The organism is Shimia fortis (assembly GCF_040225985.1).
GTDB lineage: Bacteria > Pseudomonadota > Alphaproteobacteria > Rhodobacterales > Rhodobacteraceae > Shimia.
This window is the reverse complement of record NZ_JBBPEU010000010.1, coordinates 12,742-30,503: the sequence shown is the minus strand read 5'-3', so window position 1 is coordinate 30,503 and position 17,762 is coordinate 12,742. Positions and strand designations below refer to the sequence as shown.

16 protein-coding genes are annotated in these 17,762 nt (G+C 61.6%); 3 read left to right on the top strand and 13 right to left on the bottom strand.

Annotated features, from left to right (window positions below):
* Positions 1-81: 81 nt before the first annotated feature.
* Positions 82-672, bottom strand: a complete 591-nt coding sequence (locus tag WNE31_RS14545) for a riboflavin synthase (RefSeq protein ID WP_349980654.1) — start codon at positions 670-672, stop codon at positions 82-84.
* A gap of 132 nt (positions 673-804) precedes the next feature.
* Here WNE31_RS14545 and WNE31_RS14540 point away from each other — a divergent pair, with 132 nt between their 5' ends.
* The 3 genes from WNE31_RS14540 to WNE31_RS14530 all read left to right on the top strand — a co-directional run bounded on the left by WNE31_RS14540 (position 805) and on the right by WNE31_RS14530 (position 5,331).
* A complete protein-coding gene (locus WNE31_RS14540; protein WP_349980652.1) occupies positions 805-2,097 on the top strand; it encodes a capsule biosynthesis protein in 1,293 nt (430 codons plus the stop codon).
* 95 nt (positions 2,098-2,192) lie between these two features.
* Positions 2,193-3,329, top strand: a complete 1,137-nt coding sequence (locus WNE31_RS14535) for a polysaccharide biosynthesis/export family protein (RefSeq protein WP_349980650.1) — start codon at positions 2,193-2,195, stop codon at positions 3,327-3,329.
* A gap of 1 nt (position 3,330) precedes the next feature.
* The gene (locus WNE31_RS14530; RefSeq protein WP_349980649.1) at positions 3,331-5,331 is read left to right on the top strand and encodes a capsular polysaccharide biosynthesis protein; all 2,001 of its coding nucleotides are present in this window, start codon (positions 3,331-3,333) and stop codon (positions 5,329-5,331) included.
* Between the two features lie 3 nt (positions 5,332-5,334).
* Here WNE31_RS14530 and ribD read toward each other — a convergent pair whose 3' ends face one another.
* From ribD to WNE31_RS14470, 12 genes are all read right to left on the bottom strand, one after another.
* Positions 5,335-6,402: a bifunctional diaminohydroxyphosphoribosylaminopyrimidine deaminase/5-amino-6-(5-phosphoribosylamino)uracil reductase RibD gene (gene ribD, locus WNE31_RS14525; protein ID WP_349980647.1), complete on the bottom strand. Its 1,068-nt coding sequence runs from the start codon at positions 6,400-6,402 to the stop codon at positions 5,335-5,337.
* Positions 6,403-6,423: 21 nt separating this feature from the next.
* Entirely contained in the window at positions 6,424-6,891 is a 468-nt protein-coding gene (gene nrdR / locus WNE31_RS14520; RefSeq protein ID WP_349980646.1) for a transcriptional regulator NrdR, read from the bottom strand.
* A 216-nt stretch (positions 6,892-7,107) separates the two neighbouring features.
* Positions 7,108-7,527, bottom strand: coding sequence for a secondary thiamine-phosphate synthase enzyme YjbQ (locus WNE31_RS14515; protein ID WP_349980645.1), 420 nt, complete (start codon positions 7,525-7,527; stop codon positions 7,108-7,110).
* A gap of 67 nt (positions 7,528-7,594) precedes the next feature.
* Entirely contained in the window at positions 7,595-8,458 is an 864-nt protein-coding gene (locus WNE31_RS14510; protein ID WP_349980643.1) for a haloalkane dehalogenase, read from the bottom strand.
* Positions 8,459-8,536: 78 nt separating this feature from the next.
* On the bottom strand, positions 8,537-8,950 hold the full coding sequence (locus tag WNE31_RS14505) for a hypothetical protein (protein WP_349980642.1): 414 nt from the start codon (positions 8,948-8,950) through the stop codon (positions 8,537-8,539).
* Positions 8,951-9,151: 201 nt separating this feature from the next.
* A complete protein-coding gene (locus tag WNE31_RS14500; protein ID WP_349980641.1) occupies positions 9,152-9,448 on the bottom strand; it encodes an HlyU family transcriptional regulator in 297 nt (98 codons plus the stop codon).
* A 140-nt stretch (positions 9,449-9,588) separates the two neighbouring features.
* Positions 9,589-11,571, bottom strand: coding sequence for an RNA polymerase sigma factor RpoD (rpoD, locus tag WNE31_RS14495; RefSeq protein WP_349980640.1), 1,983 nt, complete (start codon positions 11,569-11,571; stop codon positions 9,589-9,591).
* A 126-nt stretch (positions 11,572-11,697) separates the two neighbouring features.
* Positions 11,698-13,629, bottom strand: a complete 1,932-nt coding sequence (dnaG, locus tag WNE31_RS14490) for a DNA primase (protein ID WP_349980639.1) — start codon at positions 13,627-13,629, stop codon at positions 11,698-11,700.
* Positions 13,630-13,670: 41 nt separating this feature from the next.
* Entirely contained in the window at positions 13,671-13,976 is a 306-nt protein-coding gene (locus WNE31_RS14485) for a hypothetical protein (protein WP_349980637.1), read from the bottom strand.
* 35 nt (positions 13,977-14,011) lie between these two features.
* Positions 14,012-14,563: a sarcosine oxidase subunit gamma gene (locus WNE31_RS14480; RefSeq protein WP_349980636.1), complete on the bottom strand. Its 552-nt coding sequence runs from the start codon at positions 14,561-14,563 to the stop codon at positions 14,012-14,014.
* Complete coding sequence (locus WNE31_RS14475) at positions 14,556-17,489, bottom strand: sarcosine oxidase subunit alpha family protein (protein WP_349980635.1); 2,934 nt, start codon at positions 17,487-17,489, stop codon at positions 14,556-14,558. The genes WNE31_RS14480 and WNE31_RS14475 overlap by 8 nt, the downstream gene beginning before the upstream one ends.
* Positions 17,486-17,758 (bottom strand): sarcosine oxidase subunit delta, encoded by a 273-nt coding sequence (locus WNE31_RS14470; protein WP_349980633.1) that lies wholly within the window; start codon positions 17,756-17,758, stop codon positions 17,486-17,488. The genes WNE31_RS14475 and WNE31_RS14470 overlap by 4 nt, the downstream gene beginning before the upstream one ends.
* Positions 17,759-17,762: the final 4 nt, after the last annotated feature.

The following is a 17,762-nucleotide window of genomic DNA, read 5'->3' as shown; positions in this document are numbered from 1 at the left end:
CTTTTTCTTGGGAAAAATACCTCGGGGTGAATTGGCCCCACCGGGGCCAAGAGGGGCAGCGCCCCTCCCCCTGCCAGTGTCTCAGGACGACATCTCGGCCAGTCGCGCCACGTAGCGCGCCAGCGTGTCGATCTCGAGGTTGATCTTCTGACCAACCGCCACATCGCCCCAGGTCGTCGCCTCTTTGGTGTGGGGGATGAAGTTGATCCCGAAATCGCAGCCCGCCACCTCGTTCACGGTCAGGGACGTGCCATTCAAGGCCACCGATCCCTTGGGCGCGATGAATTTGGCCAGCGCCTCGGGCGCGCGCAGGGTCACACGGGTAGAGTCCCCCTCGTCCTTGACGGCAATCACCTCGGCCACGCCGTCAACATGGCCCGACACGATATGCCCGCCCAATTCGTCCCCGACCTTCAGGGCCCGCTCAAGATTCACGCGGCGCCCGACCTCCCATGTGCCAAGGTTGGTCTTGGACACGGTTTCGGCGCTGATTTCCACATCGTACCAGTCGGGGCCCAGATCGACCACGGTCAGGCACACGCCGTCACTGGCGATCGAGGCCCCGAGGTCGATGCCCGCCGTGTCATATCCGGTCGCGATCCGCGCGCGCAGATCGCCGCGTTTTTCCAATTCGCGCACGGTGCCGATATCGGTGATAATGCCTGTGAACATGGGGCTCATCCTGCTGATGTGACTGTTGCTGAAAGACCTAGCCCGCCACGTCCCCGCGCGCAAGCCGCCTTACTTTTGCCAAACAGACGCGGTAACGTCCGTGGAAGAACTTGTAGATATAAGCAGGTCAATATGGCAGTCACGAGCGGACATAAACGGGTTTTCCTGTTCTTGCAGGGGCCACACGGGCCTTTCTTCCATGCGTTGGGCAAAATGTTGCGCCGGTCCGGCGCAACGGTCTGGCGGGTGGGGTTCAATGCGGGCGACCGGGCCTTCTGGTTTCACGGGGCCAGCTTTATTCCCTTCACCCAGCCGCAAGAAGCATGGCCCGAGACCTTCGCACAAATCTGCGTCGAAAAGGACGTGACCGACATCGTGCTTTATGGCGATGTGCGCCCGATCCACGCCAAGGCGGTGGCCCACGCCAAATCTGTCGGCATCCGCGTGCATGTGTTCGAGGAAGGCTATCTGCGGCCCTACTGGGTGACCTATGAACGGGGCGGCTCGAACGGGCATTCGCGCCTGATGGGCATGACCATCCCCGATATGGAAAAGGCGCTGGAAGGGGCCGATCTTGAGGCGCCGATGCCGCCCGGCCACTGGGGCGACATGCGCCAGCACGTGTTTTACGGCGCACTGTATCATTGGTTCGTGATGTTCCGGAACCGGCAGTTCCGCAACTTCCGGCCGCACCGCGCACTGTCTGTCACGCGCGAATTCCAGCTCTACCTGCGCCGCCTTCTGTTGATGCCGTTCCAGGCGATCGAACGTCGCATTGCCACGTGGCGCATCCGCCATGGCGGGTTTCCCTATCACCTTGCTTTGCTGCAACTGGAACATGACAGCAGCTTTCAGGAACATTCGCCCTTCACGACCATGACCGAGTTTCTGGACGTCGTGATCGCGGGTTTTGCCAAGGACGCCCCGCGTCACCATCACTTCGTCTTCAAGGCCCACCCGCTAGAGGACGGTCGCGTCCCCCTGCGCCGCGAGATCGCGCGTCTGGCCAAGGCACACGGCATCCGCGACCGCGTGCATTACGTGCGCGGCGGCAAGCTGGCCCAACTGTTGAACGAAGCCCGCACCGCCGTCACCGTCAATTCCACCGCCGGACAACAGGTCTTGTGGCGGGGGATCCCGCTCAAGGTGTTCGGAAGCGCCGTCTATAATCAGCCAGAATTTGTCAGCGATCAGCCGATCGGAGACTTCTTCGCGGGCGCCACCCGCCCTGACAACCGCGCCTACAAGGTGTTCCGCCGCTATCTTTTGGAAACCAGCCAGGTGTCCGGCGGTTTCTACTCGGCGCGCGGGCGTCGCCAGTTGCTGCGGCACGTAGTTGACATGATGCTATCCCCCGAAGACCCGTATGACGCGCTCGAATCCGGAACAGCGGCTCCGAGGCAACACTTGCGTCTGGTGAAGTAAGGGACACAAGGTCTAGCGCTGGATTTTTGAAACGGATTCCGGTAACTTGGGAAAAAAACCTCAGGCAGAATAATAAAGGTCGAGGAGACCGAGCAGTGAAATTCAAGGAAAAACGGTGGGCGTATTCCGTCGCCCTGTTGGCCGCGTTGGGAATCGTTTCCTCGTGCAGCCTTGTGCCGCGCGCGGGTCCGAACAAACGCGAAATCTTTGCGGGATCTGTCCAGCGCGAGGGCGATGCCTTTGTCGTTGCGGTGAATGACCGCGTCACCCGCGCCACGGCGGTGGTGCCGGCACTCGGATTTTCCGAAAGCTTCAAGAATGCCGGCCAGCTTGGTTCGGACACGATCCGTCCCGGCGACGTCCTGTCGCTGACCATCTGGGAGAACGTCGACAAACCCCTTCTTGGCCCCGAAGGCCAGGTTGCCGCGGTTCTGGAAGAAGTGCAGGTCGACGGATCCGGCTTTATCTTTGTGCCCTATGCAGGCCGCATCCGCGCTTCGGGCAATACGCCGGAATCGATCCGTCGCGTCATCAGCAACAAATTGGAAGAACAAACCCCCGACCCGCAGGTCGAGGTGCGTCGCGTGGCCGGGGACGGGTCAACCGTGTCTCTGGTCGGCTCGATTGGCGCGCAAGGGGTTTATCCTATCGAACGCCCCACCCGCACCCTGACAGCCATGCTGGCGAATGCGGGCGGCGTGACCATCGAACCCGAGATCACCCAAGTGACCGTATTGCGTGGCGGCCAGCGCGGCCAGATCTGGCTGCAGGATCTCTATGATGATCCGCGCCTTGATATCGCACTGCGCGGGGGCGACCGTATTCTGGTCGAGGAGGACACCCGCGCCTTTACGGCGCTCGGGGCGACCGGCACGCAAAGCCGCGTGAATTTTGAAACCAAGGACATGTCCGCTCTGGAAGCGATTGCAACCGTGGGCGGCATCAACGCCATGCAGGGCGACCCCACAGGCGTGTTCGTGTTCCGCAACGAGGCCCCCGAGGTCTCGAACCAGGTGCTCGGACGCAGTGATCTGGTCGGGGCACAGCGCATGGTCTATGTGCTGGACCTGACCCAGCCCAACGGGTTGTTTGTCGCGCGGGATTTCGTGATACGCGATGGCGATCTGCTCTATGTCACCGAAGCGCCCATCACCCAGTGGGATAAGACCATTTCGGCCATCACCGGCACACTTACATCGGCTGACACGATTGGCTCGCTTGGCGGCTTCTAAAGTGGCAGCGGCCCCACACCAAGACAACGCCGCCGGGGATCCTTCCCGGCGGCTTTTTGCATTCAACGGTGGTTTTTTCACACAAACCCGGCTGCGGCGTATCATTGAGCTGGCAGGCTATGACCTGCGGCTTGGCAAGCCGGGGCCGGAAGACGGCATCGCGGTCTGGGGGCAAAGCCCGACCTCGGGGCGTGGCGAAGCGGTGTCAGACTGGACCGGTGCCGACATCACCTATTTCGAAGATGCTTTCCTCCGGTCGGTGCGCCCGGCGCGCATCGGGCAGGAACCGCCGATTGGTCTGTTCATCGACCGCAAGGCCCCCCATTTTGACCCGAGCCGCCCGTCCGAGCTTGAAGAGCTGCTGGCCAAGGCACCGCTTGACGACAGCGCGCTCCTGGATCGGGCGCGCGGCTGCATCGCCCGCCTCAAAGAGTTACATCTCAGCAAGTATTCGGGCAATGATCCGACCCTGCCCCACCCCGATCCGGGCTATGTGCTGGTCATCGACCAGACCCGGGGAGATGCCTCGGTCACGGCCAGCGGCGCGGATGAAAGCAGTTTTCGCGAGATGCTGGTCTTTGCGCAGGAAGAGCACCCGGGCTGTCGCGTTCTGATCAAAACGCATCCCGAAACCGCGGGTGGCGCGCGGGCGGGCTATTTCGGGCCGGAAGATGAAACCGACCGCGTGACACTGATAGCCGACCCCTACAGCCCGTGGGCGCTGTTTGAAGGCGCAGTCGGTGTCTATACCGTGTCCTCGCAGATGGGGTTCGAGGCAATCTTTGCAGGCCACAAACCCCGTGTTTTCGGACAGCCGTTCTATGCGGGCTGGGGTCTTACGCAGGATGAACGCCCAGTGCCCCGCCGTCAGCGCAGCCTGACCCGCGCCCAACTGTTTGCTGCGTCCATGCTGTTGTATCCGGTCTGGTACGACCCCTATCGCGATCGCCTTTGCGAGTGTGAAGACGCAATCAGCACGCTTGAGGCCAAGACCCGCGCCTGGCGCGCCGACAAGGACGGGTGGAACGCGCATCATATGCGGATGTGGAAGCGCAAGCCGCTGCAAAGGATCTTTGGTCAGTATCAGCCAATGACATTCGACGCGCCGGAAACCGGGCGTCCAGAAATGGTCTGGGGCCTGAACGACGCGCCGCAGGGTGCGATCCGGGTCGAGGACGGATTCCTGCGCTCGCGCGGGTTGGGGGCCGAGCTGGTACCACCGCTATCTCTGGTTTGTGACGATCTGGGCATCTACTATGATCCGACCCGCGAAAGCCGTCTCGAACGCCTGATCACGCTGCGCAGCACGTTGCGCCCGGATCAGGAATTGCGCGCCGAGCGGCTGATGGCGTCCTTGCGCGCGCGCGGGGTCAGCAAGTACAATCTGGACGGCGACCTGCCGCCGCTGCCAGCAGGGCGCCGGATTCTGGTCCCAGGTCAGGTCGAGGATGACGCCTCGATCCTGAAAGGCGCGCGGGATGTGTGCACGAATGAAGATCTCTTGGCTGCCGTGCGCAGCGCCAACCCCGAAGCTGTTATCCTTTATAAACCCCACCCCGATGTGCTGGCGGGATTGCGCAAGGGCGATGTCGCGGCGCCGGAACAATGGGCGGACCTGACCCTTGCGGGGGCTGACATGGCGACCCTGCTGGAAGAGGTTGACGAGGTCTGGACGATGACCTCTGGCACAGGGTTCGAAGCCCTGATGCGCGACTGTCGCGTCGTGACCTATGGCGCGCCGTTTTATGCGGGCTGGGGCCTGACCACCGATCTGGGGCCGACACCGGCTCGACGACAGGCCGAACCAACCCTTGCTGGGCTGGTCCATGCGGCGCTGATCGACTATCCCCGCTATTTCGATCCGGTCACGGGGCGTCCCTGCCCGGTCGAAGTTGCCGTTGAACGCTTGGCCGAAGGGAAAATCCCGCATCCCGGCGTGGCGAACCGTATACTGTCGAAACTGCAGGGATTATTGTCGTCCTATAGCGGGCTATGGCGCTAGGAATTAACGCCGCCAGACCGCCATCAGATCGGCCCCAACCTGTTGATGAGACACAAGGCGTAAACGCGGCGCGGCAGCCAGACGGGCCAGCCCCATCGCCGCGAGGGACGGCGTACCCTCGGCCCCGATGGCGAGCCCGGCTTCGAAGGTAATCAACTCGTCCACCAGATCCGCCGACAGAAGTGACGCGGCCAGCGCCCCGCCCCCTTCGCAGAAGACACGGGTCATCCCCTGCGCCCCGAGCGCCTGCAACAGCGACCGCACTGAAAGTTGGCCTTGCTCGACATCACAAGGCAACAGGGTCGCGCCCAACCCGGCCCAGCTGTCCACCAATAGGGGGTCGGCATCGTGCCCGTGGGCAATCCAGACCGGCACCTCGTGGGCAGTACGTGCAAGATTGCCGGACAGCGGCAAGTCCAGCCGCCGCGAGGCCACGATACGGACCGGCTGTTGTATGGTACCCAGCCCACGCACTGTCAGGGACGGGTCATCGGCCCGCGCCGTGCCGCCGCCGACCAACACACCATCATGGCGCGCGCGCATGGCATGGACCATCCGCCGCGCCTCGGGGCCGGTGATCCATTGGCTCTCGCCCGAGGCGGTCGCGATCCGCCCATCCAGAGAAGAGGCCAGTTTCAAGGTCAGAAAAGGCCGCCCCTGTTCGGTTTTCAGGAAAAACCCCTGCAGGTCACGGGCGGCCTCTTCGGCCAGAACGCCGATGGTGACTTCGATCCCGGCGTCTTGCAACATGGCAAAACCGCGCCCCGACACGCGCGCATCGCTATCGCCCACGGCCACCACCACCCGCGCCACACCCGCACCGATCAGCGCCTGCGCACAGGGCGGTGTTTGTCCATGATGCGAACAAGGCTCGAGCGTGACATAGGCCGTCGCACCGCGCGCGGCCTGTCCTGCCTGCGCAAGCGCCACGGGTTCGGCATGGGGGCGCCCGCCCGGCTGGGTCCAGCCCCGCCCGACGATGACGCCATCTTTCACGATGACACAACCCACGGCCGGGTTGGGCCAGGTCCGTCCCTGACCGCGCCGCCCCAGTTGCAGGGCCAGCGCCATATACCGTGCATCTGACAGGGCTTATTCTTCTGGTTGGGTGTTGGGGCGCAACTCGGATACGAATTTATCAAAGTCGTCCGCCGCCTGGAAGTTCTTGTAAACGCTGGCAAATCGCACATAGGCCACCGTGTCGATCCGCGCGAGGGCCTCCATCACGATTTCGCCGATGGTCTTCGAGGGGATATCGGTTTCACCCATGCTCTCAAGACGCCGCACGATCCCCGAGATCATCTGGTCGATGCGTTCAGGTTCGACGGGGCGTTTCTGCATGGAGATCCGGATCGAGCGTTCCAGCTTGTCACGATCGAAATCCTCGCGCCGGCCATTGGTCTTGACCACGACCAGATCGCGCAACTGGACCCGTTCATAGGTGGTGAACCGGCCTCCACAGGCCGGACAGAACCGCCGGCGCCGAATCGAAACGTGATCCTCGGCAGGCCGCGAGTCCTTTACCTGCGTGTCGATATTTCCGCAAAACGGGCAGCGCATGGTCTCTCCCTCGTGTATTATTGGCGCACCTAGTGGCGGGCGCGCGACTTATCCACAGGCACTATAGGAGACCCACTAGCGTTTGGGTAGAGGGGAAATGCGCCCCCAACATGATGGGATTTTTTCGCAAAGGGGAAATTTTTTATATTTTCCCCCTGTTGCAAGGGCGCAAAAAGCTGCATCTTGGAGTCAAGAAAGTTCCTCCAGACTTTCCTTTCATGCAATGAGATGCGCTGTCACATGTCGTGTGTGCGGCGCATTTCTATGTTCAAACAGGTAAATTCCCTGCCACGTGCCCAGAACCGGACGCCCCTGCGCGACAGGAATGGACAGCGACACCGGCATCATGGCGGCCTTGATATGGGCCGGCATGTCATCGGGACCTTCATAGGTATGGGTCAGATAGGCCATCGCGGGGTCTGTCGTGGGCGGCACCAGCCGGTGGAAAAAACTCCGCAGATCGGTTTGCACCTCGGGATCGGCGTTTTCCTGTATCAAGAGACTGCAAGACGTGTGCTGCACGAATAGGGTCAACAGCCCCTGTGACACCTGTTGTTCGGCCACCCAGCGCGTCGCATCGCGGGTGAATTCATACAACCCCTGTCCGTGGGTCTTTATCAAAAACTCTGTCTGCATGAGCGCGACCTAGCCTCCGGTCACACCGCAAGGCAAGACCTTTCTGACACGGCGGCGCAGGGGGGTGTCAAACGCCGGTCGCATCCAGCCATGCAGCGATGGCCTGCCCGATTTCGGGGCCGGAGTCTTCTTGGATAAAGTGACTGCCCGCCACCGTCACTTCCTGCTGGTTCGGCCAGCCGCGGCAGAAATCGCGCAAATCACCAATCAGGATCGCGCCCGGGTCGGCATTGATGAACAGCTTGGGCAGATCGCTTGTTTTCAGCCAGTCGGCATAAGCCTGCACGATCTCGACCACCTCGGGGGGTGTGCCCGCAATCGGGATCTGGCGCGGCCAGGTCAGGGTAGGCCAGCGATCCTCGCGCGTTGCAAAGGGGCGGCGATATTCGTCCATCTCGGCCTTGGTCAGATCGCGCAGGATCGACCCCGGCAAAACGCGTTCGATGAACAGGTTCTTGTCCAGGATCATGCCTTCGCCCGCCGCACTGCGAAAGCCCTGGAACACCGGCGCGGCCTGCGGGTTGAAATCGTCCCAGGATGCAATCGGCGCGACGATCCCCTCCATATAGGCGATGCCTGCCACTGCATCCCGATGTCGGTTCGCCCAATGGAACCCGAGCGCTGATCCCCAGTCATGGATCACCAGCACCACGTTTTCCGCGATCCCCATTTCGGCAAGAAAAGCATCAAGGAACTTGCGGTGGGTGTCGAACGTATAGGTGTCGCCCCCCGCATCCGGCAGCTTGTCACTGTCGCCCATCCCAATCAGGTCAGGCGCAATACAGCGGCCCATCGCGGCCAGTTCAGGCATCACGTTGCGCCACAGGAACGAAGAGGTCGGATTGCCGTGCAGGAACACGATCGGACGCCCTGCGCCCATTTCCGCATAGGCCATTTTCTGGCCCAGCACCTCGACATATTTCTTTTCCACGACCCAACCCTCCTTTTTCCGCAGGGCAAGCCTACGCGAGACATCGGACGCTCGGGTCAAAAACGTGGCGTCAGACGTTTAGAAAAGCACGTTCACGCTGCAGAAGCTTTGGGCATGGCTGACGCTCAGGTTATAGCCCACCTTCGAGACGGACACAGAATAGCCGCCAGCGGACTTCGCCGCCTCGAGCACCTCGGGCGTTGGTGAAATCGTATAGCCAACACCGTAGGCGCGCGATTGCGTCTGCGCCGGACCGCCGGGCTTGATGATATACATGCGCGTGTTGCCGCGGGCGCGGAGGCGCTGGATGGCGTATTTCGCCGCTTCGCACCAATAACGCTGGTTGCCGGCCCCCGGCCCTTCGATCACCTCGAAATTCCCATTGCCCGGCATCGCGTTGACCCGCCAAGGGACATACCCGAACTGCGCCGCCGCTGTGCCCGCCACAAAGACAGAGATGGTCAGGGGAAGAACAAAAGAACGTTTACGCATAAAAGGCCTCATTGATCCGTCTCACTTATCTAGGGCGCCTTCTTCGACTTGTCCAACAGGGGACACGCGGATCAGGAAATTTCCCCAATCCAAACCAATACCCGTCACAGGCTGCAATTGCCGCTTGAGGAGCGTCGTGTGGAACACTGGGTCAAGATCACAGACTTCATTGATAGGAGACGTGCCCCTTTAACCAGGTTGTTATACCTGCGGCAGATCAAAGAGTTTTTCGCCCTGTTCGTCGATGACCTGCTGCGCCTTGGTACTGGACATGTTTGCAGCCTCACCTGGATCATTCAAGGTATCCGCACGCACCAGGACTTGTGTCTTGAGTTCGCCCCCAACAACCTTTTCGATCCGCGCTGAAACACGATAGGTCGTCCCCTCTTTGATTGGTTGGGGATAGATCATAAAGCCATTATGTTCGATTGGTGGGGCTTTGGGGGCCTCGCCCTTCTCGTCACTGCTGCTACCGAATAGTTTCTTGAGGAAAGACATAGGGGCCTCCGAGATCAAATCAGTCGGCGCGATCTTCCCTCTATTCGACACCAAGCACAAGCGACAGCAGCGCCGAGATGTGAAAGACGATTTGTGCCTGCCCGCTGAAAAAGAAACGGCGCCCGAAGGCGCCGCAACACTTACTGATCCAGGAAACTGCGCAGTTTGCGCGACCGGCTGGGGTGTTTCAACTTCCGCAGCGCCTTGGCTTCGATCTGGCGAATCCGTTCGCGGGTCACGCTGAACTGTTGGCCGACCTCTTCAAGGGTGTGGTCGGTGTTCATGCCGATGCCAAACCGCATCCGCAGGACCCGTTCTTCACGCGGGGTGAGCGAGGCCAGAACGCGGGTTGTGGTTTCCTTGAGGTTTTCCTGAATGGCGCTGTCCAGCGGCAGTACGGCATTCTTGTCCTCGATGAAATCGCCCAGTTGGCTGTCTTCCTCATCGCCGATGGGCGTTTCAAGGCTGATCGGCTCTTTGGCGATCTTCATCACCTTGCGAACCTTCTCGAGCGGCATTTGCAGTTTCTCGGCCAGTTCTTCCGGCGTCGGCTCGCGGCCGATTTCATGCAGCATCTGGCGCCCGGTGCGGACCAGCTTGTTGATGGTCTCGATCATATGGACCGGAATACGGATGGTGCGCGCCTGATCGGCAATCGAGCGGGTGATCGCCTGACGGATCCACCACGTCGCATAGGTCGAGAATTTGTATCCGCGACGGTATTCGAACTTGTCCACCGCCTTCATCAGACCGATGTTGCCTTCCTGAATAAGATCAAGGAATTGCAGGCCACGGTTGGTGTATTTTTTGGCAATCGAGATCACGAGGCGCAGGTTGGCTTCGACCATCTCTTTCTTGGCCTGACGGGCTTCTTTCTCGCCCTTCTGGACCTGCTGCACGATGCGGCGGAATTCCGAGATGTCGAGACCAACATAGGTGCCGACCTGCGCCATGTCGGCGCGCAGTTCCTCGACCTTGTCGGTCGAGCGTTCCATGAACATCTGCCAGCCACGTCCGGGCTTCTGTGCCATGTCGTCCAGCCAGGTCGGATCCAGCTCGCGCCCGCGATAGGCCTCAATGAACTCACGGCGGTTGATGCGCGCCTGGTCGGCCAGTTTCACCATCGACGAGTCGATCTGCATCACGCGGCGGTTGATCCCGTAAAGCTGGTCGATCAGGGCTTCGATCCGGTTGTTGTGCAGGTGCAGTTCATTCACCAGTTCCACAATTTCCGAGCGCAGCTTCTGATAGGTGGCCTCTTCCTTGTCCGAGAACGAGTCATCTTCGTTCAGCGTCGCGGAAATCCGCACGTCCTGCATTTCCGACAGCATGGCATAGTCGCGCGCGATGATGTCGAGCGTTTCAAGGACGCGCGGCTTCAGCGCCGCTTCCATTGCGGCCAGCGACATGTTGGCCTGTTCGTCCTCGTCGTCGTCATCGTCCTTGGCAATCGGGTTACCGTCGGCGTCAAGCTCGGGGCCGCTTTCTTCCTTCTTAGGGGCAGCGTTGACATTCGAGGTGTCAACGACAGGTTCTTCCTCGTCGTCTTCGCCCATCTGGTTGCCGAAGGTGGTCTCGAGGTCGATCACGTCGCGCAGCAGGATGTCCTCGGACAAAAGTTCGTCGCGCCAGATGGTGATCGCCTGAAAGGTCAGCGGGCTTTCGCAGAGGCCCGCGATCATGGTGTTGCGGCCGGCCTCGATGCGTTTTGCAATCGCGATCTCGCCTTCACGCGACAACAGTTCGACCGAGCCCATTTCGCGCAGGTACATGCGAACGGGATCATCTGTGCGGTCGAGTTTCTCGGTCGTACCCGAGCCCAGAGCCACCTCGCGGTTTGCAGAGGACGTGTCCACAAGCGCGGTGTTCTTCTGCTCTTCTTCCTCGGCCTCTTCGTCTTCGATGATGTTGATGCCCATTTCCGACAGCATCGACATCACGTCTTCGATCTGCTCGGAACTCACCTGATCGGGGGGCAGAACCTGATTCAGCTGGTCATAGGTGATATAGCCCTTCTCCCGCGCCTCGGCGATCATCTTCTTGACGGCGGCCTGGCTCATATCGAGCGAGATTTCGGCGTCCTGATCGGCGGGCTTGCGGTCGTCGGTGTCTTTGGCGGCCATGCGGTGCTCCTGCAACAAGGGCTGTGGGTGATTCGCTATCAGACGAATCAATCGTGCGGTTGAGTGATTCGCAACCCGTTTACCCTGATTCCTTTACTTCTTCCTCACCATGTTGCTCAAGCGCGATCACTTCGAGCCTCTGGTCATTCCGATTCGTTCCATCAACGCGTCCAAGGCGGCGCGTTCTTCCTTGTCGATTGCGGCCCCATTCGGCCCCAGTTCGTATTCCGCGCTGTCTTCTTGGCGGCTTTGCAGCGCGCGGTTGCGGGCCTGCGCCGCTTCGGACAAACGCCATGTCACAGCCTCGTCAGCCACGCCCAGCAGGTCTTCTTCGGCCTCGGCAATCTCGGCAGTCAGGCCGCGTTCGGCCTTGAGCTTGCCCAGTTCCTCGGTCAGCGTGAGCCGTGCCATTTCAAGATCACCGGCGTGGCGGATGGCCGGTGCAATGGCCACATGGGGGTGACGCAGCAGATTTTCAACGGCTTCGGGCCCCAAAGCTCGCTCGACCGCTGCACGTGGATCGGGACTGTTGGCATGGCGCAACAGCACATCCCGCAACCGGGCGTTCTGTTCGTCCACACACTCCATTGTTTCGATCTCGTACTCGAAATCATCCAGCAATTCAGGCGTCGTCAGGGCGACGGCCAACACCACCGCTTCGCGCAGCCGGTGTTCTACCGCGACCTCTGAGGCGGCAAGGATAGACGTCTTGGTGCGGGTACTGACAACCGGCTTGGGCTGCCATTTCGAGAACCCGCCACCGCCGCCGCGTTGCGGGCGGAACAATTGCCAGCGCAAATCCTTGATCGCCTGGACGTAGTGCTGACGGATCGAAGGATCGCGGATCAGCAAGACCTTCTCGTGCAGCGCCTTGTCCAGCGCCGCCTTGCGTTCAGGGCTGTCAAACACCTTGCCCTCGATTTCGCGTTGCCACAGCAGGTCGACCATCGGGATAGCGCGTTCCAGCACCTCTTGCACGGCCCCTGCCCCCTTGGCCCGGATAAGGTCGTCGGGGTCCTGCCCCTCGGGCATCAGCGCAAAGCGCAGGGATTTCCCCGCTTCCAGCAGGGGAAGCGTCAGGTCAATCAGGCGCATGGCGGCGCGCAGCCCCGCCGTATCCCCGTCGAGCGCGATGATCGGCTCTGGCGAGATGCGCCACAACAGTTGCAATTGGTTCTCGGTGATCGCGGTCCCCAGAGGCGCAACCGACGCGCCGAACCCCGCCTCGGCCAGCGCGATCACGTCCATGTATCCTTCGGCCACGATCAGGGGCTGTCCCTTACCCGCCGCTGCGCGTGCGGGCCCATGGTTGTAAAGACTACGCCCCTTATCGAACAGCTCGGTTTCAGGGCTGTTGAGGTATTTGGCATTGTCATTGGGGTCCATCGCCCGCCCACCAAAGGCGATACAGCGCCCGCGCGCATCGCGGATCGGAAACATGATCCGGTTGCGGAACGTGTCATAAGGTTTCTTGCCCTTGGTCGACGCCTTGGCCAGCCCGCAGGCCAGGATCAGGTCCTCGGACACGCCCTTGCCGGTCAGATGATCCCACAACCCCTGCCAGCCATCGGGCGCAAAGCCGATTTCCCAACGGTCGCGCGCGGCCTCGTCCAGACCGCGCCGGTCCAGATAATCGCGCGATGCAGCCCCGCCACCTGTTTTCAGTTGCAGGCGAAAGAACTGCGCCGCCTGTTCCATCACCTCGGTCAGCTGTGTGCGCTTGTCCGCCTTTTGCTGGGCTTGCGGGTCGCGTTCAGGCATCTGCATACCCGCCTCTTCGGCCAGAATACGCACAGACTCCATGAAGCCGACATTCTCGGTTTCCTGCACGAACTTTATCGCGTCGCCCTTGGCGTGACAGCCAAAGCAATAGTAATAGCCCTTTTGGTCATCCACATGAAAAGACGCGGTTTTTTCGTGGTGGAAGGGGCACGGCGCCCACATATCACCCTTGCCCTGATTGGATTTGCGCTGATCCCACATGACTTTGCGCCCCACCACCTGAGTCAGGCTGGTACGGCTGCGTAGTTCATCCAAAAATCCGGGTGGCAGACTCATTCACGTAATATGGGCGCGGGGCGACCCCAAGTCCAGCGGGCTTACTGTGTCAGACACGCCTGGTAGAATTCATCGGCGACGAATTTCTTGGCGTCGCGTCGCGGCTGTCCATAGATCCAGTCCGACCATTGCGTCACCGCTACCTGATAATTTTCGGGCACAGCATTTTCGCCCTTGGTCAGTTCCGCCACGGCCTTGGCCTTGCCGACACGCTCCAGCCGCATATCCACCAGACGCTGGATGATATCGGTGTTGATCTGGCAGAATTCCTTTTTCTTGGCATCTGCGGCGACAACAGGGCTGGCCAAAAGCGTTGCAGCCAGCAGGGCGGGAATCAGGCGGGTCATGGGCATCTCCGGGACTGGTGAGAGTCAGAAGGTACTCAACCCCGATGGCGGGCTGCAACCCCCCGCATCGCAGTTTCAAGATCATGCACCAACGTTCTAGCCATCGAGCGAAACGCCATCACCAGAAACGCATTGTCCCCAACCCGCGTGACCGAGACCGTCAGGTGCTGCAACTGGCTGCGCAGCGTGTGCCCGCGTTTGAACACCGCGCGCCGCACATCGACAGGCACCAGACGCGCCAGAACATCCTCGGCGCTGTCGCCCTCAAGTCGGACAAGGCACCAGGCATCCGATTGGTCCGTCAGCGCGGAATGATCCGCCAGAGATGCGGCGGGGGCCGGTCCGATCAGCATTGCCTGCCCGCGCCCGGACCAGACAGCACGGTTGCCCTCTTTGCCCGTAGCGCGGTTGGGGGCCGGAAAGGCCATGCCATGCGCCTCTTTCAGGGCGTCGGACAATGCGGCCTCTTTCCCCTTGTAGGGTGCGACCGAGGTGATCGTGGCGGCCTCGACTTCGGTCAGGCTCAGGTCCGAGACCGTCAGTGGCAACAGCCCCTCACAGGGGGATTTCGCAATCAATTCAGCCACGTACACGCCCTCCTTCAGGGTCAAGGAACACCGGATCACAGATCTCCACACGTGCCACGACATCGCGCAGGTGGTCGACCATCAACATCTTTTCGCCATGGCGCGCGCGGCCATTGCGCAGGAAGCCCAGCCCGATATGGCACCCGAGATCGGGCGAGAACCCGACCGAGGTCAGATAGCCCTGATCATTGATCCGCGTCGGCTCGGCGTCCATCTTGAACAGGTGCGCACCCGCCGTCAGTTGTTTCACCGGCCCGACGGGGCGGATGCCCACCAACTGTTCGCGGTCGGGATCGGTCAGGCCGGGCCGGTCGGCCATAGTCTTGCCGATACAGTCTTTTTTCTGGCTGATCATACGCGCCATGCCAATGTCAAAGGCGTTGGTGCGACCATGGATTTCAGAGTGGGTGATGAACCCTTTCTCGATCCGCAGCACATTCAGCGCCTCCATCCCGTAGGCCCCGCCGCCGAGCGCCTCGGCGCGGCTGACCAGTTCGCGGAACAGGCTGTCTCCATAGCGCGCGGGCACGGCAATTTCATAGGCGTGCTCGCCGCTAAAGGAAATCCGGAACAGGCGACCCTTGACGCCCAGAACCGACACTTCGCCGCACGCCATGAAGGGCCAGCTTTCATTGTCGATCGGTGCATCCAGCAGCGCGTTCAGCATCTCTCGCGATTTCGGGCCAGCCACAGCGAACTGGGCCCATTGTTCGGTCACAGAGACGAAATTCACGTCCAGTTCGGGGCACAGGCACTGATGCACGAATTCGAGATGCCGCATCACGTTGCCTGCCGCCGCGGTGGTGGTGGTCATGACATAGTGGGTCTCGCCCAGCCGTGCAGTGGTCCCGTCATCCATGACCGTTCCGTCTTCGCGCAGCATCAGCCCGTACCGCGTGCGCCCGACCTTCAGGGTCGAGAACATATTGGCATAGACGAAATCAAGAAACGCCCCGACATCCGGCCCCTGCAAGTCGATCTTGCCCAGCGTGGACACGTCGCAGACCCCGACCGCATTGCGGACATAGCCAACCTCGCGGTCACAGCTTTCGCGCCACGTCTTTTCGCCCGGCGCCGGGAAATAGCTGGGGCGATACCAAAGCCCCGCCTCGATCATCGGTGCGCCCTTTTCGACCGAGGCCGCGTGGCTGGTGGTGAACCGTTCCGGTGCAAACCCCTTGCCCTGCGCGCCTGCGCCCAGCGCCGCGATGGCGACCGGTACAAATGGCGGACGGAAAGTCGTTGTGCCAGTTTCCGGAATGCCCCGCCCCGTCGCATCCGCCAGCACCGCCAGCGCCGCCACGTTCGAGTTCTTGCCCTGATCCGGCGCCATGCCCTGCGTGGTATAGCGCTTCATATGTTCGACCGAGCGGAAGTTTTCCTGCGCGGCCTGTTTCACGTCCTTGACGGTCACGTCATTCTGGAAATCAAGCCATGCCCGTCCCTTGCCCTCTACGGCCCAAAGCGGTTTGAGGCGATAGGGTGCGTCCTCGGCCTGTGGCAGATCCTGCGAAATCGGCTTACGGCCCAAATCGACAAGCGCGGCATTGGCGGCCTCGGCCCCCTGTGTCAGGGCCGCATGGGTGGAGAAGACCCCGTTGCAGGCCCCCGCAGCCTCAAGCCCCGGCACCATGCCCGATACAGGTACAAAAGACTGGATCGCATCATTCCATGCGGGGCGTCCGTTCATGTGGCAGGTCAGGTGCACGGTCGGGTTCCAGCCGCCCGACATGGCCAGACAATCGGTCTGCACCTTGTCCTCGCGCCCGTCCGCATATCGGAAGGTGACGCTCTCAAGGGCGCGGCGGCCTTCGCTGTTACACACTTCGGCGCCGCGGAACACGGGATAGCCCTGCCCGTCCGGTGCATCCTGCCGCGTGTCGATCACGGCAGCCACATGCACGCCTGCCGCAACAAGGTCTCGAGCCGTACGGTGCGCATCGTCATTATTGGCAAAGATGGTGATTGCCTTGCCCGGCACCACACCATAGCGGTGCAGATAGGTGCGCACCGCGCTGGCGGTCATAATGCCCGGGCGGTCGTTGTTGCGGAAGGCCACAGGACGTTCGATCGCCCCAGCGGCAAGCACGGCGCGTTTCGCCGCGATCCGCCAGAAGGTTTCAAGCGGTTTGCCATCGCCGGTGGCAAGGTGGTGCGAGACGCGTTCCAAGGCTCCGAACGTGCCCTGGTCATAGGCGCCGGTGACGGTGGTGCGGGTCATCAGGCGCACGTTGTCCATCGCGGACAACTCGGCCACGGTCGCCGCCGCCCAGTCGCCGCCGGGCATGTCCCCTACCCCGAGGGACTCACCATTCAGGCGCCCGCCCATCAGGCTGTCTTCCTCGCAAAGGATTACATCCGCCCCGCCGCGCGCAGCGGTCAGCGCCGCCATAAGGCCCGCCGGCCCCGACCCGATCACCAGCAGATCACAGAAGGCATAGGCCTTTTCATACTGGTCGACATTGGCCTCGCCGCTCAGGGCGCCGATCCCGGCAGAGCGCCGGATCACCGGCTCATACAGCTTTTCCCAGAATGCCTTGGGCCACATGAAGGTCTTGTAATAGAACCCTGCGCCAAGAAAGGGCGCAGCAAGGTCATTGACGCTCAGAATATCGAAATTCAGCGAGGGCCAGCGGTTCTGCGATTGCGCCGTCAGGCCCTCGTAAAGTTCCTGCACCGTGGCGCGCACGTTGGGGTCTTGCTGCGCACCTGTGCCGATGGTGACAAGGGCGCCCGCCTCTTCACTGCCTGCCCCCATGATGCCGCGCGGGCGGTGGTACTTGAAGGACCGCGCAACCATTTTCACGTCATTGGCCAGCAGCGCCGAGGCCAGCGTGTCGCCCGCGAATGCCTTGTAACGGGTGCCGTCAAACGTAAAGGTCAGCGGCGCGGCGCGGTCGACAAGACCTTTTCCTGCGATCCTCATGCCTTGGCCTCCTTCACGTCCGACGCCAGTTCGGTGCCCAGAACCTCGTGGGTGACGGTGTTGCGGGTCACCACAATCCAAGAGCCGCAGCCGCTCTCGTGATACCAGAGGTCACGGGTTGTTCCGGCGGGGTTGTCGCGGTTGTGGAGATAATCATCCCAGACGGACGCATCGGCGTCGGGTTCAGGGCGGTTCAGCATCACGGCATCGCCCTGATAATAGAATTCGCGGCGGTCGCGTTCCCCGCAGAGGGGGCAAGTGATACGCATTGGT